Source organism: Candidatus Pelagibacter sp. PS_10_02 (genome assembly GCF_059418005.1).
Map to the genome: position 1 here is coordinate 1,120,734 of NZ_CM182076.1, position 16,501 is coordinate 1,137,234.

General features: G+C 28.6%; 22 protein-coding genes. 6 read left to right on the top strand and 16 right to left on the bottom strand.

Translation table 11 applies throughout. The annotated features are described in order from the left end of the window. Positions 1–2: 2 nt before the first annotated feature. Complete coding sequence (locus AC5SL1_RS06125; protein ID WP_494599476.1) at positions 3–1,145, top strand: FAD-binding domain-containing protein; 1,143 nt, start codon at positions 3–5, stop codon at positions 1,143–1,145. Here the strand turns inward: AC5SL1_RS06125 and AC5SL1_RS06130 are convergent. From AC5SL1_RS06130 to AC5SL1_RS06165, 8 genes are read right to left on the bottom strand one after another with little or no spacing between them, the layout of a single operon-like run. Next, positions 1,142–1,363, bottom strand: coding sequence for a hypothetical protein (locus AC5SL1_RS06130; RefSeq protein ID WP_011281612.1), 222 nt, complete (start codon positions 1,361–1,363; stop codon positions 1,142–1,144). The two genes, AC5SL1_RS06125 and AC5SL1_RS06130, sit on opposite strands and share 4 nt — an antisense overlap. Continuing rightward, on the bottom strand, positions 1,360–2,079 hold the full coding sequence (locus AC5SL1_RS06135; RefSeq protein WP_011281613.1) for a type 1 glutamine amidotransferase: 720 nt from the start codon (positions 2,077–2,079) through the stop codon (positions 1,360–1,362). Before AC5SL1_RS06135 ends, AC5SL1_RS06130 begins: the two co-directional genes overlap by 4 nt. 43 nt (positions 2,080–2,122) lie before the next feature. Beyond that, positions 2,123–2,731 (bottom strand): MarC family protein, encoded by a 609-nt coding sequence (locus AC5SL1_RS06140; protein ID WP_018413652.1) that lies wholly within the window; start codon positions 2,729–2,731, stop codon positions 2,123–2,125. A 41-nt stretch (positions 2,732–2,772) separates the two neighbouring features. Beyond that, positions 2,773–3,186, bottom strand: a complete 414-nt coding sequence (locus tag AC5SL1_RS06145; protein ID WP_494573078.1) for a YqaA family protein — start codon at positions 3,184–3,186, stop codon at positions 2,773–2,775. Then, positions 3,183–3,305 carry a DUF2256 domain-containing protein gene (locus tag AC5SL1_RS06150; RefSeq protein ID WP_415323288.1) on the bottom strand — a complete coding sequence of 41 codons (123 nt, stop codon included), beginning with the start codon at positions 3,303–3,305 and terminating at the stop codon, positions 3,183–3,185. Before AC5SL1_RS06150 ends, AC5SL1_RS06145 begins: the two co-directional genes overlap by 4 nt. 3 nt (positions 3,306–3,308) lie before the next feature. Continuing rightward, positions 3,309–4,034, bottom strand: a complete 726-nt coding sequence (locus tag AC5SL1_RS06155) for an LrgB family protein (RefSeq protein ID WP_494573079.1) — start codon at positions 4,032–4,034, stop codon at positions 3,309–3,311. Further along, the gene (locus AC5SL1_RS06160; protein ID WP_494573080.1) at positions 4,018–4,398 is read right to left on the bottom strand and encodes a CidA/LrgA family protein; all 381 of its coding nucleotides are present in this window, start codon (positions 4,396–4,398) and stop codon (positions 4,018–4,020) included. Before AC5SL1_RS06160 ends, AC5SL1_RS06155 begins: the two co-directional genes overlap by 17 nt. A 2-nt stretch (positions 4,399–4,400) precedes the next feature. After that, positions 4,401–5,891 carry a cryptochrome/photolyase family protein gene (locus AC5SL1_RS06165; RefSeq protein WP_494599477.1) on the bottom strand — a complete coding sequence of 497 codons (1,491 nt, stop codon included), beginning with the start codon at positions 5,889–5,891 and terminating at the stop codon, positions 4,401–4,403. A 27-nt stretch (positions 5,892–5,918) separates the two neighbouring features. On the opposite strand from AC5SL1_RS06165, the gene AC5SL1_RS06170 reads away from it, so the two are divergent. The 3 genes from AC5SL1_RS06170 to AC5SL1_RS06180 are packed head-to-tail and all read left to right on the top strand — an operon-like array spanning position 5,919 to position 9,381. Beyond that, a complete protein-coding gene (locus AC5SL1_RS06170; RefSeq protein ID WP_494599478.1) occupies positions 5,919–6,629 on the top strand; it encodes an SDR family NAD(P)-dependent oxidoreductase in 711 nt (236 codons plus the stop codon). After that, positions 6,604–7,695, top strand: a complete 1,092-nt coding sequence (locus AC5SL1_RS06175; protein WP_494599480.1) for a PQQ-dependent sugar dehydrogenase — start codon at positions 6,604–6,606, stop codon at positions 7,693–7,695. Before AC5SL1_RS06170 ends, AC5SL1_RS06175 begins: the two co-directional genes overlap by 26 nt. After that, positions 7,696–9,381 carry a tetratricopeptide repeat protein gene (locus AC5SL1_RS06180; RefSeq protein WP_494599481.1) on the top strand — a complete coding sequence of 562 codons (1,686 nt, stop codon included), beginning with the start codon at positions 7,696–7,698 and terminating at the stop codon, positions 9,379–9,381. Here the strand turns inward: AC5SL1_RS06180 and AC5SL1_RS06185 are convergent. The 8 genes from AC5SL1_RS06185 to hemC all read right to left on the bottom strand — a co-directional run bounded on the left by AC5SL1_RS06185 (position 9,378) and on the right by hemC (position 14,944). After that, positions 9,378–9,647, bottom strand: coding sequence for an SHOCT domain-containing protein (locus tag AC5SL1_RS06185; protein WP_494599482.1), 270 nt, complete (start codon positions 9,645–9,647; stop codon positions 9,378–9,380). The two genes, AC5SL1_RS06180 and AC5SL1_RS06185, sit on opposite strands and share 4 nt — an antisense overlap. A gap of 3 nt (positions 9,648–9,650) precedes the next feature. Continuing rightward, positions 9,651–9,860 carry a hypothetical protein gene (locus AC5SL1_RS06190; protein WP_494599483.1) on the bottom strand — a complete coding sequence of 70 codons (210 nt, stop codon included), beginning with the start codon at positions 9,858–9,860 and terminating at the stop codon, positions 9,651–9,653. 164 nt (positions 9,861–10,024) lie between these two features. Continuing rightward, on the bottom strand, positions 10,025–11,077 hold the full coding sequence (locus tag AC5SL1_RS06195; protein WP_494599485.1) for an MBL fold metallo-hydrolase: 1,053 nt from the start codon (positions 11,075–11,077) through the stop codon (positions 10,025–10,027). Between the two features lie 14 nt (positions 11,078–11,091). Continuing rightward, the gene (locus AC5SL1_RS06200; RefSeq protein WP_494599486.1) at positions 11,092–11,937 is read right to left on the bottom strand and encodes a bifunctional 5,10-methylenetetrahydrofolate dehydrogenase/5,10-methenyltetrahydrofolate cyclohydrolase; all 846 of its coding nucleotides are present in this window, start codon (positions 11,935–11,937) and stop codon (positions 11,092–11,094) included. Positions 11,938–11,945: 8 nt separating this feature from the next. Next, positions 11,946–12,236: a YggT family protein gene (locus AC5SL1_RS06205; protein ID WP_494599487.1), complete on the bottom strand. Its 291-nt coding sequence runs from the start codon at positions 12,234–12,236 to the stop codon at positions 11,946–11,948. Further along, the gene (locus AC5SL1_RS06210; protein ID WP_494599488.1) at positions 12,233–13,318 is read right to left on the bottom strand and encodes a mechanosensitive ion channel family protein; all 1,086 of its coding nucleotides are present in this window, start codon (positions 13,316–13,318) and stop codon (positions 12,233–12,235) included. Before AC5SL1_RS06210 ends, AC5SL1_RS06205 begins: the two co-directional genes overlap by 4 nt. A gap of 2 nt (positions 13,319–13,320) precedes the next feature. Further along, positions 13,321–14,019 carry a uroporphyrinogen-III synthase gene (locus AC5SL1_RS06215; RefSeq protein WP_494599490.1) on the bottom strand — a complete coding sequence of 233 codons (699 nt, stop codon included), beginning with the start codon at positions 14,017–14,019 and terminating at the stop codon, positions 13,321–13,323. A gap of 1 nt (position 14,020) precedes the next feature. Next, positions 14,021–14,944 carry a hydroxymethylbilane synthase gene (gene hemC, locus AC5SL1_RS06220; protein ID WP_494586505.1) on the bottom strand — a complete coding sequence of 308 codons (924 nt, stop codon included), beginning with the start codon at positions 14,942–14,944 and terminating at the stop codon, positions 14,021–14,023. 59 nt (positions 14,945–15,003) lie between these two features. Here hemC and tsaD point away from each other — a divergent pair, with 59 nt between their 5' ends. Next, positions 15,004–16,077 carry a tRNA (adenosine(37)-N6)-threonylcarbamoyltransferase complex transferase subunit TsaD gene (gene tsaD, locus AC5SL1_RS06225; RefSeq protein WP_494599492.1) on the top strand — a complete coding sequence of 358 codons (1,074 nt, stop codon included), beginning with the start codon at positions 15,004–15,006 and terminating at the stop codon, positions 16,075–16,077. Then, on the top strand, positions 16,077–16,490 hold the full coding sequence (locus AC5SL1_RS06230; RefSeq protein ID WP_494573090.1) for an EVE domain-containing protein: 414 nt from the start codon (positions 16,077–16,079) through the stop codon (positions 16,488–16,490). The genes tsaD and AC5SL1_RS06230 overlap by 1 nt, the downstream gene beginning before the upstream one ends. Positions 16,491–16,501: the final 11 nt, after the last annotated feature.

Below are 16,501 nucleotides of genomic sequence, written 5' to 3' on the forward strand. Positions count from 1 at the left end.
AAATGATTTGTGAAGCTTCAAGGGCTAAAGCCGTTGATCAATTAAATACTTTTGTTGAACAAAATCTTTCAGATTATTCAAAACTAAGAAATTTTGATTTTGGACCTAGTAATAGATCTAATATTTCTTGTTTATCCCCCTATATAACTCACGGAATAATTAATGAATTAGAAGTAATTGATAAATCTCTTAAAAAGTTTTCATTTGCAAAAAATGAAAAATTTATTCAGGAAGTTCTTTGGCGTGTTTATTGGAAAGGTTGGCTAGAATTAAGACCTAATGTTTGGACAGATTACTTAAATGAATTAAAAAAGATACGTGAAGAATTTATAGATAACGCTGATTATAAAAATGCCATTGAGGGTAGTACAAACATAGAATGTTTCAATGAATGGGTAAATGAATTGAAAGAAAATAACTATTTGCACAATCATGCAAGAATGTGGTTTGCAAGTATTTGGGTTTTCACTTTAGAACTTCCTTGGCAATTAGGAGCCGAATTTTTTATGAATCATTTGTACGATGGAGATGCTGCATCAAATACCCTTGGTTGGAGATGGGTTGCTGGCATTCAAACGCAGGGTAAAAATTATTTAGCAAGTGAATGGAACATAAATAAATTTACAAATAATAGGTTTAAAAACATAAAACTTAATGAAAATGCTAAGCCTATATCTAGTGATAAAATGTATTCAGTTATCAATAAGAGCTTTAAAAATTCTGAGATTTTTGAAGATAAAACTTTATTAATATTTGAAAATAATATGGCATTTGAATTTTCTGATTTTAAAGAAGATAAATTTAAAAAAATTTTTTTGGTCCTAAATAATACAAATAGAACTATCGAATTAAGTAAAAAAGTGTTGAAATTTAAAGCTAATCTTTTAGAGGATCAAAAAATAAGATTAGAAGAAAAATCAATTAATTGTGAAACTATTAACATTAATGATTTAAAAAATATTACTGAAGAAGTATATGCTCTTTATCCAACCGTTGGTGAAAACTTGGATTTTATTCAAAATAATCAATTAAGAAATATTAAATTTTTATATAGAAAGTTAGATCAATTTTCTTGGCAATATTGTAATAAGGGGTTTTTTAATTTTAAAAATTATATTCCAAAAATTATTGCTAATTTTAATTAAAACCAACGTATCATTCCAATTATACCAGCTGTGGCATAAAAAAATTGTAATACGAGTATTCCCTTATGACCTCCTCTGTATGCCCAGATACCAATTAAAATAGCTGACAACAGTAACAAACAAAATCCTAAAAACTCTATTCCAATGTTTAAGGCTACAAACATAGAATAAAGGATTGCCGTAATAACCCCTGCCCATTCAAAAAATTTATTATTCATAATAGCCTTTTAAAATTCTCATAAAGTATCTTAGAATAATTATTCATATCAGGCATATTATTTTTTGCAGCTTGATCAAATTTATCTAAAGCTCCCTCACCTAATTGACTTTCAAGAGCTTTTTTATATTCAGGCACACACCCCCACTCATTAACTGTTGTGTCTTTAATTTCTATATGAAATTGAATTGCATATGCGTGATTTTGGTATTTGAAAATTTGATATTTAGTAATAGGAGATGATGCTAGTAAAGTTACATCCTTATTATTATCTATTCCTTGCACTTCATATGAATGCCACTGCAAACTTTTAATTTGATCTGGAAATTTTGAAAATAAAATATCCTCCTTTTTTTCTTTAGTAAAATTTATATCCATTATTCCAATTTCTGCTGGATTTGATTTAACTACCTTACCACCTATTACCTCACCTAATAACTGACACCCAAGACAAAAACCTAAATAAGGTTTTTTTAAATTAACAACAAATTCTTTAATTGCTTTTTTTTCTTCAATTAGCCATGGATATTCTTGTTCCATAAAAGTATCCATTGGACCACCCATACAAAACATTCCATCAAATTTTCTTAGATCACTTGGGATTTTTTCACCTTCATCTAGCTCTATAGTGGTTAAGTTAAAACCATCAGCTAGCATTAAATCTTTGATATAGCCTGGGTCTTCAATCTTTATATGCTGTAAGACAATTATGTTCATTACTATATTTATAGCATTTTAAAATAGTCTACTGAACAATACTTTAAGCTAAAAAGGTTTTTATTCCGTCTAAAATATACTGAACACTTAATCCAACTAGAATAATTGCTATTACTCTTGAAATTACACTAATAACTTTTTTATTTATTATCTGAGAAAATTTTGAAGCAGTAAAAAAAAATATAAAAGTTAAAAGTAAAACTGAAGCCAAAGCAATCATTCCGACAGATTGGTTTGTAAAATTACTTCCCATATCTGAAACAGAAACAATAACAGATGTGATTGCAGCCGGTCCTGCTATAATCGGTGTTGCTAAAGGAAACACACTTACATTTTCAGAATTGAAATCAATGTCATCTTCTTTTCGTTGTTGTCTTTTATCAAACAACATTTCCATCGAAATTATTAATAAAATGATGCCTCCACCAATTGTAAATGCTGGAAAAGATATATTCAAATAACTTAATAAAGTGCTTCCAAGAAATGCAAAGAATAGCAATATGATTGATGCAATTATTGTTGCACTCAATGCAGTTTTAACTCTTTGTTGGCTACTCATATTTTGAGTTACTGCTAAGAATAATGGTGTATTTCCTAGTGGATCAATAACAATAAAATATAAAAAGAAAGTTTGAATAAATATTTCAAGCATTCACTTTTCTAGCATAGTTACCTGGATAAATTCAGCAAATATTAAAACAAATAGTAAATTAAGACGTACCTACTTACTTTTCCAATTGCCACTAAAATAATAAAATCTAAAAATCTAACTCTTAATAAACCTGCAACTAAAGTCAGTGGATCACCTATTATTGGAACCCAAGCAAATAATAATGACCATTTACCAAATTTACTAAACCATTTTGAAGAGTTTTCTATTTGTTTGTCTTTAAACGGAAACCACTTTTTTGTAGTAAGATTTCTTGAATAAAATCCCAAGACCCAGTTAACAACTGATCCCAAAATATTCCCAAAGCTAGCAACAATTAACAATAATAAATTATCAAAATTTGATGTTGCAATTAATCCTGCCAATGTGAGCTCAGATGAAAATGGTAAAATGGTTGCAGCTAAAAAAGATATAGTAAATAAGGATAAGTAAATCACTTAGAGCACTTCTTAGAACAATACTTTACTTTATCCCAATTTAACTTCCATTTCTTACGCCATGTAAAAGGTCTTTTACAAGTAAGACAAATTTTTGAAGGTAAATTTTCTTTTTTCACAAATTAAATAAGAAACTTAATTATAATTAAAACAAAAAGTGAAGTTGCAATGCCACTTAGGCCCATCGCTAGAGCAGCAAATACGCCCGCTGTTTTATTTTTACTCATTGCTCTTGCTGTTCCAATACCATGACTTGCTAAACCAAACGCAAAACCTCTAGCACTCATGTCTTTTAATTTGAAAACATTTAATAAAAAAGTTCCTAATGAAGCACCAATTATACCAGTAATTATTGTAATTATTGCAGTTAAAGACGGTATTCCTCCAATAAGCTCTGAGATACCCATTGCAATAGGAGCTGTCACATTTCTAGGTATCATTGTTAAAATCATCTCATTACTTAATCCAAAAAATTTTCCCAAATAAAAAGTAATTAAAATTGCAAAAGGTATTCCAAGACAAATTGAAAAAATAATTGGTTTAACTTCTTTTGTAATCAAATTTCTTTTTTCATAAATTGGTATAGCCAAAGCAACTGTTGCTGGACCTAACATGAAGTGAATAAATTTTGCACCCTCAAAATATCTATCATAGGAGACATCTAAGAATAATAAAACTGAGGAAACAATTAAGATACTTATTGCAACAGGGTTTACCAATGGATTTAACTTAGATTTTTTATATAAATAATCACCTACTAAATATGCTCCTAATGTTAGGGTGATCCAGAAAAGAGGTTCTGCCTGCAAATATACCCAAATTTTATATAGTTTATCTTCTCTTGCCATTTTTCTTTTCTAGGTTAATTATTTTTTCCATAACAAATGCTGTGAATACTAAAGTAGTGAGTGTACCAATAATTATAATACTAAAAATTTTGAATAAGTTATCTCCTAGATAATTTATATGCATCACAACACCAACACCTATTGGAACAAATAATAATGATAAGTGGCTTATAATCTGATGACTAGTTAAAGAAATTTCTTTAATTATTCTCTTGGATTGTTTAATATTTTTAGAAAATAAAATGAACGATAATAATAATAAAATTAAACCAATAACAGGCCCTGGAATATTTATTGCAAAAAATTTTTGAATAGCTTCACCTAGAAGTTGATAAAAAAAGATAATAAATAAACTTTTTAACATTTTTAATTTGTATTTAATTTAATAAACTTGTCAGCTTCAGATAAAATCATTTTCTTTCTTTCATCTTTCATTTTATCAAAAACATAAACCATCATAGACAATCTAGGGTTCTTTAAAAAAAATTTTCTATTTTTATCTATAAACCTCCAATAAAGACCATCCATCGTATTACACCATTCCCCTTTTTTAAAATCCATCATTTTCATAAAATAACTTGATCCACAAATGTATGGTTTCGTTGCAAAAATACCTCCATCACTAAATAAGCCCATTCCATAAACATTAGGAACCATCACCCAATCAGAAGAATCTACAAACATTTCCATAAACCACTTATAAACAATTGTTGGTTTCACCTCACAAAGGTTCATTATATTTGATAAAATCATCAATCTTTCAATATGGTGAGACCAGCCATGATTAACGGCATTTTTAATTGCATGATCCAATGGAGGCAAACCTGTTGTGCCTTCATACCAAGACTTTTTCATTTTTCTTTCATGGTTGAAAAAATTTTTTGTTTCCATTTCATCAGAGTAACCTTGATAAATTCCACGCATGAACTCTCTCCAGCCTATTATTTGACGAATATAACCTTCAAGTGAGTTCATTCTAATTTTGTGTTTTTTATGAAATTCTAAAATTTTTTGAATGATAATTTCAGGGGTTATCAATCCTAAATTAATGTACGGGCTTAATGCGCTATGAAATAAAATATTGTCTTTTTGATTAACAGCATCTTCATAATCGCCAAATAAATTTGATTTTTCTTTAATAAAAAAATCTAAAAGTTTGACCACATCATTGTATTCTGTTGCTAACCAAAAATCATTTGTGCTACCAGGATGATCTTTAAATAATTTTTCAATAATTGGTTTTAATTTTTTAGTATGATTAGTTTCGTTAATTTTTGGAAATTTTGGTATTGATATATCTTTTGGTAATTTATTTCTGTTATCTTCATCAAAACTCCATTTACCCCCAATAGGATTTCCATCTGCTCCCATTAATATTCCAGATTTTTTACGAACTTCTTTGTAAAATGTTGCCATAAAAGGTTTTTTTGATTTTACTAAATAATTTTTAAACTCATCTCTTGAGTTTAAAAACATTGGAGTTTGAACAATATTCCAGTTAATTTTTTCTTTTTTTAAGAATTGTGAAATTTTCTTTTCAAAAAATTTATCCTCAACCTCAAAACTTGAAATTTCAGTAATTTTTTTTTGATCAATAATAATTTTTAATTTCTTAAAATAAGTATCTTTAAAATCTTTGTCCTCAATTTTAGAATATTCAAGTTTGTATTTGTTCACCTTAAGCTTATCTGCATAAGACCTCATAGAAGAGAGAAATAGCAGTATCTTTTGCTTATGATGCTTTTCAAAAGTACATAGTTCATAGTCTTCTGCCATGTAAAAAGAGTGGTCCTTTTTGAAGCGGTCTACGTATTTTAATGGAAATAATTGATTGCCAAGTATAAAAAACAGTTTCATAGTTAAATATAACTAAATAAAATTTATATGTCAGAAAAATATCTTATTTTTGGTGCGACAGGTTCTGTGGGTTCCAGCTTAGCTGAACAATTGAAAAATTCAGGAAATAATATTCATCTAATAGCAAGAAATGAAAATGAAGTTAAAACTATTGCAGAAAAATTAGGCTGCACTTATACGGTTGCTGACGTTTTAGAAGAAGGATTTATAGAAAAAGTAAAATCAGACATTAGTGAAATTAAGGGTATCGCTTACTGTGTAGGATCTATTGATTTAAAACCATTAAGGATGGTTACAGAAGCAGATATGAATAAATGTATGAAACTAAACCTTTATTCAGCTATTGAAGCAATAAAAGGATTTCAAGAAAGTTTAAAAAAGAACAAAGGCTCAGTTGTTTTATTTTCAACTGTTGCTGCTCAAAGAGGTTTTACTAATCACACAATTATTGCTTCTGCTAAAGCTGCTGTTGAGGGACTAACTGTTACACTAGCTGCTGAGTTTGCTCCACATATTAGAGTGAATTGTATTGCACCCAGTTTATCAAAATCTAAAATTGCAGAACCAATGTTAAAAAATCCTGCAATTGCAGAAGGAATTGCTAAAGCTCATCCTCTTAAAAGATTAGGAGAAGGAAAAGATTCCGCAGCGCTTGCTAAATTTTTAATTACTGAAGAGAGTTCTTGGATTACTGGACAGATAATAGCTGTTGATGGTGGTAGATCAAAACTTTCTTAAAGTGAAAAAATATTTTTTATTAGTAATTTTTTTTCTTTTATTTGCTTCAAAAAGCTATTCCAATAATTATACATTCACTAAAATTATAGAGTTAGATGAACCTTGGGGATCATCCTTTATTAACAATGATGAAATCATTATTACTGAAAAAAGTGGAAAAATTAAAATTATTAATCTTATTTCAAAAGAAGTTACAGAGATTAAGCATAATCTTAATTTTTTAGAAGTCGGCCAAGGTGGGTTATTAGATATTATTTACCAAGATAATACTCTGTGGATTTCTTATTCAGAAGATAGGGGAAATTTAAAAACAAGCACATCAATTGCAAAAGCACAATTAAACAAACAAGAATTAAATTTTAAAAATATTTTTCAAGCAAACCCTCCTATAGATTCTGGTTATCATTTTGGTTCAAGATTAGCGATTAAAGATGATTATATTTATGCATCAGCTGGTGAAAGAGGCCAAGGTATGATTGCTCAAGATCCCACAAAACATCCTGGTAGTATTATTAGAATTCATACTGATGGTCGTATTCCCAAAGATAACCCAAAATTTACTGGTGAACCAGATTGGTTGCCTGAAATTTATCAGATAGGTGTTCGTAATCCACAAGGGTTAACACTCTCCGATTATGATAGAAAAATATATTTAAGTAATCATGGAGCAAGAGGTGGTGATTGGTTTGGAGAGGCTAAAAAAGGAGAAAATTATGGATGGAAAATTTTGGGCTGGGGTGGAAAAAATTATTCTGGAATACCTATTGGCCCTAAATGGAAACCAGGTTTTACTAAAGCAATTCAATATTGGGTACCATCAATAGCTACTAGTGCTATCACAATTTATAAAGGGGATGAGTTTAAAGAATGGAATGGTCATGCTCTAGTCACTTCTTTAAAAGATAAATCTTTAAGAAAATTAATATTTAATGATCTAACGAATGTGAAGGAAGATCTTATATTTAGAAATAATATTGGAAGAATAAGAGATATTCAGGTACATCCCGTAAATGGAAAAATTTATTTTTTAGCAAATAATAGTTTGTGGTTAATGGAAAAAAGCTAAATGGATGAAATAAAAGCTAAAAAAATTTTTAACGAGGCTCAAAAAAATTTTGAGTCTCTAAAATATGAAAAAGCAAGAGAGCTGTGGTTTCAAATTTTAGAATTTTATCCTGAAAACCTATCTCTATTAAGAAACATATCTTTAACTTATTTCAATCAAGAAAATTTCTTTGAAACAGAGAATATTCTAAAAAAAATAATTAAAATAAATTTAAAAGAACCTAATGCTTTAAATATGCTAATTTTAGTCCTTGAGGAACAAGATAAAATTGAAGAGGCAAAAGAATTTATCGGTATTGGTATAAATAATAATTTATTAAATGACCATTGGAAAATCAAAAAAGAACTGCTGATACCAATGATTAAAAATAACTCTAATGAAATTATAAAATTTAGATCCAATATTAATAAATTTATTGAAGAAATTTTAAATAACAACAAAAACTACAATTTTAATATTAATGACCATCTTATAAAACCTCCTCAATTTGGTTTATCATATGATCAGTTCGATAACTTAGAAATAAACAAGAAATGTATATCTTTGTTTAGAAGAATATATCCTGAGCTTAACAAAGTTTACCTTCACAAAAATACTTCATCGAGTAAAATTAAAATAGGCTTTATCTCTGAATATTTAACTGACCACACTATTGGAAAACTATTTAAAGGTATTATCTTAAAAATTAATAAAGAAAAATTTGAAGTATTGGTTTTTCATTCTGAGCAAACTAAAAAAGGATCAATATTAAATGATTTGGTAGATGCCGAAAAAAAAGGTGTTATTAAAAATATTTTTTTACCGAAAGATTTTAAACAGAAACAAATCTCAATACTTGATCAAAAATTAGATATACTTTTTTATCCAGAAATTGGCTTATCTATTCAACTATATTTTCTCTCATATATTCGCCTTGCGAAATATCAAATAACTTCCTGGGGACACCCTGAAACTACTGGAAACGACTCTATTGATTATTTCATTTCTTCAAAATTTATAGAGTCTGAAAATTCACATAAAAATTTTTCAGAGCAAATAATTTGTTCAGAAAGTTTGCCTATGTACTACTACAAACCAAAAATTAAAAATATACTTAATGAAGAAAAATTAAATGAATTAAATTTATATTCATGTCCGCAAACATTATTCAAATTACACCCAGATTTTGACCAAATAATAGAAAAAATTCAAAAGAAAGATAAAAATTCAATATTTTATTTTATCAAGGATTCAAACAAGGCTCTCAACAATATTTTCATCAATAGACTAAAAAAAAATTCAAAAATAAATCTTGAAAAAATTAATTTTTTAGAAAATATGAATTGGGAACAATATATTAATCATTGTGGTAGAGCGTCTGTCTTGCTAGACCCATTATATTTTGGTGCTGGTAATAGTTTTTACGAGTCAATGTTTTACGGAACTCCCACAATAACTATGCCCACAAATCACACAAAGTCTAGACTTGTGCTCGGAGCCTATAATCAAATGAAAATTTCAGACATGAAATTTAATCCAATTGTAAAAAATATTGATAATTATGTTGATACAGCAGTTGGAATTGCAAACGACAAGAATCTCATTGAAATTAAAAATCAACTAAAACTTAAAGCAGAGACAAACTTGTATGAAAATAAAAAATCCATTACTGATTTAGAGAATGTTCTGAATAAAATTGTAGGCTAATTATCTAACAGTTTTTTTTTTGCTTTATCAAATTCTTCTTGTGTTAAAATTCCTGATTTTAAAAGTTCATTTAACTTTGTAATTTCACTACTTAAATTTGAATTACTTTCTAAAACATCATTAAAGTTATCAGATTGAGTTTCATTGTCTTGACTTGGCGCATTGTCAACCTTAGCCTTGAAGCCTGTCATGATTGCTGAACCACCAAGATAAAAAACAAAGATTAATATTGGTACTGCTAATATAAAAAATATTAATTTATCCATTATTTAATCCTCATCCTCATCTTCATTTCTCCAGTCTTTTTCATACATTAAATATCCAGCTAATATAACAGCAAAAGTGCCTGCTATCATTCCATAATCAAAGCCAACCTGTTTTCCATACAAATACCATCCTAGTTGAGTAGCGCCAATTGGCACAGCCGTTAGAAGAAGCATAATGATTGCAATTCTGTACGGATATTTTGGTTTTTTCATCCTTAAAGATTATCAAAAATTAAAAGGAATTAATTAAATAATTTTTATTTGAGACAATAAAACTTTATGAAAACAAAGATATAATTCCTAATTTAGAAAAAAAATTTAAAGGTGTTGTTGGCTAAGTTTTGAATAAAAACTATTTGAAACACTCATCAATATTTCTATTCAGAAATTATACTTTTCAATGATGTTATCTCTCCAATTTTAAATATAATTGCATCCTCTCTTTTAAAGCCATATTTTTCTGCACTAGCCTTAAATCTTATTGGTGGTTCCATAATTGGTTCCAAAGATAAAACAAATGTACCCCAGTGAGTTCCCATAACTTTTTTACTTCTTAAATCTTTTGCTACATTTAAGGCTTCTTCTGGTGTTGTGTGATAAATTGATTTATCAAACATAGGCTTAAAATCATAAGCTCCAATATTAATCATTGTTAAATCAATTGGACCATATTTTTCACCTAATTCTTTGTAAATATTTCCATAGCCAGTATCACAAGCAAATAAGATTTTTTTACCCTTATATTCAATTAAGAAATTACCCCAGAGTGTTTTATTCATATCCGTTAGACTTCTTTTAGACCAATGAACAGCTGGGAGCAATGTTACTTTTAAATTCTCATTAACTTTAATTTCTTCATACCAATCCATTTCATTTACATCTTTAAATCTATTTTTTGTAAAGTATTTTCCAAGATTTAGTGGTGTCAAAACTTTTGTATTTTTAAACGGATACTTTCTAATAGTTCCCATATCTTGATGATCATAATGATTATGTGTTAATAATAATAAATCAGTCTTTGGAATTTCATCTAAATTTAAGGCAGGCTTAGTAAATCTATCTGGGCCAAAAATTAAAGGCCCTGCATTTTTTGAAAACACTGGGTCAGTTATAATTGTTGTATCTCCAAGTTTAATTAAGTAAGTAGCATGACCAATCCAAGCAATATAATCGTCATTTTTATACTTTTCTAAATCAGATAAAACTTTTTCTTTATCAACAACATGTTCTTTCGGAATAGTCATGTCTATTTTTTTTTTCAATTTAATAAATTGTGTATAAGAAAACTTGGCTTGACTAGTTCTAACTGGTGAACCTTCTGGATTTCTAAAAGTTCCATCTGGTAAATGATGATAAGGTTTTTTATCCATAGCAATTAATGATGAGTTATATGCAATAATCATAAATATGAAAATTATAAATTTTATCACTATTATTGATATTTTTATTTTAAAGATCTTTTAAAACACTCAATGGTATTCTTTAACAAACAGGCAATTGTCATTGGCCCTACTCCACCTGGAACAGGAGTTAGAGCTTTTGCAACTTTTGAAACTTCTTTAAAAGCGACATCACCAACAATACCGTTTTCAGTTTTATTGATCCCAACATCTATTACGATTGCATCTTTTTTAACCCAGTCAGCTTTTACAAGTTCAGGAATACCAACGGCTGCAACGATAATATCTGCTTCTAAACATTCTGCTTTTAAATCTTTAGTTCTTGAATGAGTAATTGTTACTGTACAATTTTCTTTTAAAAGTAGCTGTGTCATTGGCTTACCGTTTAGATTTGATCTACCAATCATAACCGCTTTTTTCCCGCTCAAGTTTGGTTCAATTTTTTTTATCATTAGATAACATCCTAAAGGAGTGCAAGGAACTGAACTTTCATAGCCTGAAGAAAGATTGCCAACATTCATTGGATGAAACCCATCAACATCTTTACTTGGCAAAATAGTTTCAATAACTTTTTGCTTATCAATATGTTTTGGTAATGGTAATTGAACTAAAATTCCTGAAACTCTTTCATCTTTATTAAGTTCTTCAATTTTATCTAATACTGTTTTTTCTTCAACAGCCTCTGGATATCTGATTACTTCTGATTTTAACCCTACTTCATTCGCTGATTTTTCTTTATTACGAACATAAATTTGGCTAGGGACCATATCGCCAATTAAAATAACTGAAAGTCCTGGAACTTTATTGTGTTTAGCTTTTAACTCTACAACCTCTTGTCTTAGTTCTTCTCTAAGTTCAGCTGCTATTTTTTTTCCATCTATTAAAATCATGTATTTTCTTAAAAAATTATTGGTGCAATGTACAGCTTCATACACATTTCTATAAACCAAATCAATAAAAGTAGTATAACTGGTGAAATATCTATTGATCCTAAATTAGGTAAAAAACTTCTTATTTTATTAAGTGCAGGACTTGTTAATCGATAAGTCACCTCTAAAATAGAATAAACAAATCTATTTTGAGTATTTAAAACATTAAATGCAACAAGCCAGCTGGTAACTACATTTGCAATTACCACATAAGAATAGAGTTTTAATATTTGAAGAACCAAATAAAAAATTGCTATCATTTTTTCTCGATATAAATTGACTGACTTGGGAAAGCAAAAGAAGCTTTATTACCTTCTACTATTTCCTTTATTGCAATTGCTAATCTCTCTTTAACTAAAAGTGAGTCAGTCCAACTATTACTGGCTGTAAAACATCTAACAAGAAGATCTATTGAGCTATCTGAAAATTTTTCAATTCTTACAGCAACACCTACACTTTGATTAAAATCATCACTTTTATTTATATAGTTTTCAATTTCTTCTCTTATTTTTTTTAATTGTTCAACAGTTGTATCGTACTGAAGAGTAATCGACCATCTTATTCTCCAATTAGTAGTCTCGCTAATATTAACTACTGAATTTTCTGCAAATTGAAAATTTGGAATTATTGCTAAAGATTTATCAAACTTTCTAATCACCGTAGATCTAAAACCAATTTTTTCAACAACACCTTCGATTGTTCCTTCAACTAAAATCCAATCGCCAATCTTAAATCTTTTTTCAACTAAAACTAAAATCCCAGATATTAAATTTTTAAATAAATCTTGAGCACCCAAAGCAACCGCAACACCAAATAAACCAAGTCCAGCAATAATTGGTCCAATTTTTATTCCCCAAAGTTCAAGGACAGCAGCTAAACCTAATATAAAAATTAAGATTTTTAACGATTTAATAATCCAACCAATCAACTCTTTAGTTAACATTTTGTCTAAACCACTTAAGATATAAGAAATGGGTTCAACAACCTGATGGATCAACCAAAAAATAAAAATAGTAATCAGTGTTCTATTTATTGTATCTATGGCTAACTTGCCCTCTTCTCCAAAAGACATGTAATAACTTGCAATAAAAAAACCTAGAACGATTGGTAAAAATCTTGCAGGCCCCACCATTGCATGAACAAATGTATCATCTAGTTTATTTGTAGTTCTTTTAGAAATTATTTCTAATTTTCTTATAATAAGTTTACTTATTAAACCTCTAAAAACTAAAAATATAAAAAATATTCCAATTCCAATTAAAATTTGAAAAATATCAATTCCATAAATTCCTCTTGACCAAACTGAAAAAAATAATTCACTGAAATTATTAAATATGTCCATAATCAAATTTTATATAGCAAAAATTCTTCTTCTCCAGGGTTAAAAAGAAAAATTTTTTTCCATTTTATTTCATTAAGTGCCGCAGAGGTTTTCTCGCCCACACACATCAAATTAGTATTCATCCACAGCGTTTCTAGCTGATAATTTTTAATTACCTTTAAAAAATTAATCGCACTATTTTTTGAGTATATGTAAGTAATGTCTGGCATATTTAGCTTTAATTTTTCGATAAAATTTTCGTCATATTTCTTTATCTCATTAGCTCTGTAATTAATTATTCTATCTATACTATAGCCGTCTAAAATTAATTCTTGATCTAAATCACTAGAGACAACTTCTCCACTGACATAAATCAATTTTCCCTCCGAGGGATTAAAATTTTGCAAAATCAATTCTTTGAGATTATTTACATTTCCCTCTGCAGCAAATACATTTTGAAAACCAGCATCTCTTGCTTTTTTTTCAGTGGCGCTTCCTACACAAAAACATTTTAACTTTTTATTAATATTTTTAATGTCCAAAAATTTGATAGCGTTAGAGCTTGTAAAAATAATTCCCTTAAATTTTGAATAATCAACAGATTTGTACTTAATACCTTGAATACTAATTAATGGTAAATGAGATATTTCATTTCCTAATGATTTAAATCTTATCATCATTTCATGACAATCTTCCAATGGTCTTGTAAATAAAATATGCATATTATTTTTTATAAGAATTATTTGACTGTTTTTTAAGAGCACTACCTATCTCTATACCTAATTCCTCGGCCTCCTCAATTCCTTTAGAGGATTTTAAATAAAATCTATTTTTTCCATCTAAGGAAAAAAGCTCTACTTCTAAAGTGATTTTTCCTTCTTCAATGCTTGCAAAAGCACCTACAGCTGTTTCACAATCACCCTCTAAAATCTTTAAAACACTTCTTTCTGCTTTTATACAATCGTATGTTTTTTTATGATTTACTAATTCTAACAATTTAATCAATTCATTATCGTTGTCTCGACATTGTAAAGCTATAGCTCCTTGTCCTGCACAAGGAATAATTTCTGAAGTTGAAAAAGTTTGAGTTATGCTTTTATTTAAACCTAGAGAGTCAATTCCAGCATAGGATAAGATAATTGCATCATATAAGTTTTCATCGAGCTTTCTTAATCTAGTGTCTATGTTTCCTCTAATTAATTTACATTGAAAATCACTTCTTATTTTTTTAATTTGGAATTCTCTTCTAAATGATGAAGTTCCAATAACAGAGTTTAATTTTAGATCTTTTAAATTTTTATTATTTTTACTAATCAAAATCTCTCGTGGATCATTTCTTTTTAAAAAACAATTAGTTAACAGCCCCTCAGTTTCTTCTGAGGGCATGTCTTTTAAAGCATGTACAGCTATATCAATTTTATTATTCAATAATTCTATTTCTATTGATTTTGAAAATAAACCTTTACCACCTACTTCGGATAATCTTTGATCTTGAACTTGATCACCTTTGGTTACAATTTCTTTAATATCCACATCCTCAATTCCAAAATCTTTTGCATGTTTAAGAATATTTTCTCTAGCTTTTTCAGCATAGATCAGTGCTAATTTGCTTCCTCTTGAACCTATAATAATTTTTCTATTTTTCATTTATTTGCTTTATACTTCATACTTATATTGAGAATGTATTATTAATAAAAACTAATTTAATGATTAAAAAACCTATAATTTTAGGAATTGAAACGAGCTGTGATGAAACTGCTGCTTCTATTGTAACAGAAAATAAGCAAGGTATGCCAACAATTTTATCAAGTATTGTCTCAAGCCAGGTAGATGTTCATAAAGAATTTGGCGGTGTTGTGCCTGAACTTGCTGCAAGATCTCATATAGAAAAAATAGACTTAATTACAAAAAAAGCTCTAGATGAAAGTGGGCTAAAAATGGACAATCTGGATGCAATAGCAGCAACAGCAGGGCCTGGTCTTATCGTTTGTCTGTCAGTGGGTTTAAGTTTTGGCAAAGCTGTAGCTTCATCACTCAATAAACCGTTTATAGCCGTTAATCATTTAGAAGGACATGCATTAAGTCCAAAATTAAATTCTGAATTAAACTATCCATACTTATTGCTTTTAATTTCTGGGGGCCATACTCAATTTTTAAGCGTACAAGGATTAGGAAATTATAAAAGATTAGGAACAACTATTGATGATGCTGTTGGTGAAGCTTTTGATAAAACAGCAAAATTATTAGGTATAGAATTTCCAGGTGGGCCCCAAATAGAAGTGTATGCCAAAAAAGGTGATCCCAATAAATATGTGTTACCTAAACCAATTTTTCATAAAGGAGGATGTAATTTATCATTTGCGGGCTTAAAAACTGCTGTTTTAAAAATTTCAAAACAAATAAAAACTGACCAAGAAAAATATGATCTTGCAGCATCTTTTCAAAAAACAATTGAAGAAATACTATATAAAAAAAGTATGATTGCTTTTGAAGAATTTAAAAAAATGAACCCAGATAATAAAAATAAATTTGTAGTTGCGGGGGGTGTTGCAGCAAATAAAAAAATTAGAGAAATTCTAACCAACCTTTGTGTGGAAGAAGGCTTTGAGGCAATTTTTCCACCCATTAACTTGTGTGGTGATAATGCAGCAATGATTGCAATGGTTGGATTAGAAAAATTTAAATTAAAACAATTTAGTGATTTGGACAGTCCTGCAAAACCTAGGTGGCCATTAGATGCGGATGCTATTTTTTTAAAAGGTGCTGGAGTGAGATTATAATGCATTACTGGCTGATGAAATCAGAACCTGATGTTTGGTCAATTGATCAGCAAAAAAAAGCTGGTGCAAAAGGTGCTCCTTGGGATGGAGTTAGAAATTATCAAGCAGCAAAAAATTTAAAGGGAATGAAAAAAGGAGATTTATGTTTTTTTTATCATTCAAATATTGGTAAAGAAATTGTTGGTATTGTTGAAGTTATCAAAGAAGCCTTCTTAGATAAAACAGATAAAAAAGGACGATTTGTAGCTGTCCAAGTTAAGTTTAACGAAAAATTAGAGAAAAGTGTAACTCTTGAAGATATTAAAAAAAACAAAGAACTTGGCCATTTATCGCTTATTAGACAAAGCAGACTTTCCGTTATGCCAATTGACTCTAAAAGCTGGAAAATTTTATATAAGATGGGTAGTATTTAAAAAATTAAATC

What these genes read in the sequence shown, in the direction of transcription:
- AC5SL1_RS06190 (WP_494599483.1), bottom strand. Translation starts at nt 9,860, where the DNA reads ATGAAAAAACCAAAATATCCGTACAGAATTGCAATCATTATGCTTCTT.
- AC5SL1_RS06200 (WP_494599486.1), bottom strand. Translation starts at nt 11,937, where the DNA reads ATGATTTTAATAGATGGAAAAAAAATAGCAGCTGAACTTAGAGAAGAA.
- AC5SL1_RS06215 (WP_494599490.1), bottom strand. Translation starts at nt 14,019, where the DNA reads ATGCATATTTTATTTACAAGACCATTGGAAGATTGTCATGAAATGATG.
- AC5SL1_RS06210 (WP_494599488.1), bottom strand. Translation starts at nt 13,318, where the DNA reads ATGGACATATTTAATAATTTCAGTGAATTATTTTTTTCAGTTTGGTCA.
- hemC (WP_494586505.1), bottom strand. Translation starts at nt 14,944, where the DNA reads ATGAAAAATAGAAAAATTATTATAGGTTCAAGAGGAAGCAAATTAGCA.
- AC5SL1_RS06185 (WP_494599482.1), bottom strand. Translation starts at nt 9,647, where the DNA reads ATGGATAAATTAATATTTTTTATATTAGCAGTACCAATATTAATCTTT.
- AC5SL1_RS06175 (WP_494599480.1), top strand. Translation starts at nt 6,604, where the DNA reads ATGGTGGTAGATCAAAACTTTCTTAAAGTGAAAAAATATTTTTTATTA.
- tsaD (WP_494599492.1), top strand. Translation starts at nt 15,004, where the DNA reads ATGATTAAAAAACCTATAATTTTAGGAATTGAAACGAGCTGTGATGAA.
- AC5SL1_RS06135 (WP_011281613.1), bottom strand. Translation starts at nt 2,079, where the DNA reads ATGAACATAATTGTCTTACAGCATATAAAGATTGAAGACCCAGGCTAT.
- AC5SL1_RS06125 (WP_494599476.1), top strand. Translation starts at nt 3, where the DNA reads ATGATTTGTGAAGCTTCAAGGGCTAAAGCCGTTGATCAATTAAATACT.
- AC5SL1_RS06170 (WP_494599478.1), top strand. Translation starts at nt 5,919, where the DNA reads ATGTCAGAAAAATATCTTATTTTTGGTGCGACAGGTTCTGTGGGTTCC.
- AC5SL1_RS06160 (WP_494573080.1), bottom strand. Translation starts at nt 4,398, where the DNA reads ATGTTAAAAAGTTTATTTATTATCTTTTTTTATCAACTTCTAGGTGAA.
- AC5SL1_RS06155 (WP_494573079.1), bottom strand. Translation starts at nt 4,034, where the DNA reads ATGGCAAGAGAAGATAAACTATATAAAATTTGGGTATATTTGCAGGCA.
- AC5SL1_RS06165 (WP_494599477.1), bottom strand. Translation starts at nt 5,891, where the DNA reads ATGAAACTGTTTTTTATACTTGGCAATCAATTATTTCCATTAAAATAC.
- AC5SL1_RS06130 (WP_011281612.1), bottom strand. Translation starts at nt 1,363, where the DNA reads ATGAATAATAAATTTTTTGAATGGGCAGGGGTTATTACGGCAATCCTT.
- AC5SL1_RS06180 (WP_494599481.1), top strand. Translation starts at nt 7,696, where the DNA reads ATGGATGAAATAAAAGCTAAAAAAATTTTTAACGAGGCTCAAAAAAAT.
- AC5SL1_RS06230 (WP_494573090.1), top strand. Translation starts at nt 16,077, where the DNA reads ATGCATTACTGGCTGATGAAATCAGAACCTGATGTTTGGTCAATTGAT.
- AC5SL1_RS06205 (WP_494599487.1), bottom strand. Translation starts at nt 12,236, where the DNA reads ATGATAGCAATTTTTTATTTGGTTCTTCAAATATTAAAACTCTATTCT.
- AC5SL1_RS06140 (WP_018413652.1), bottom strand. Translation starts at nt 2,731, where the DNA reads ATGCTTGAAATATTTATTCAAACTTTCTTTTTATATTTTATTGTTATT.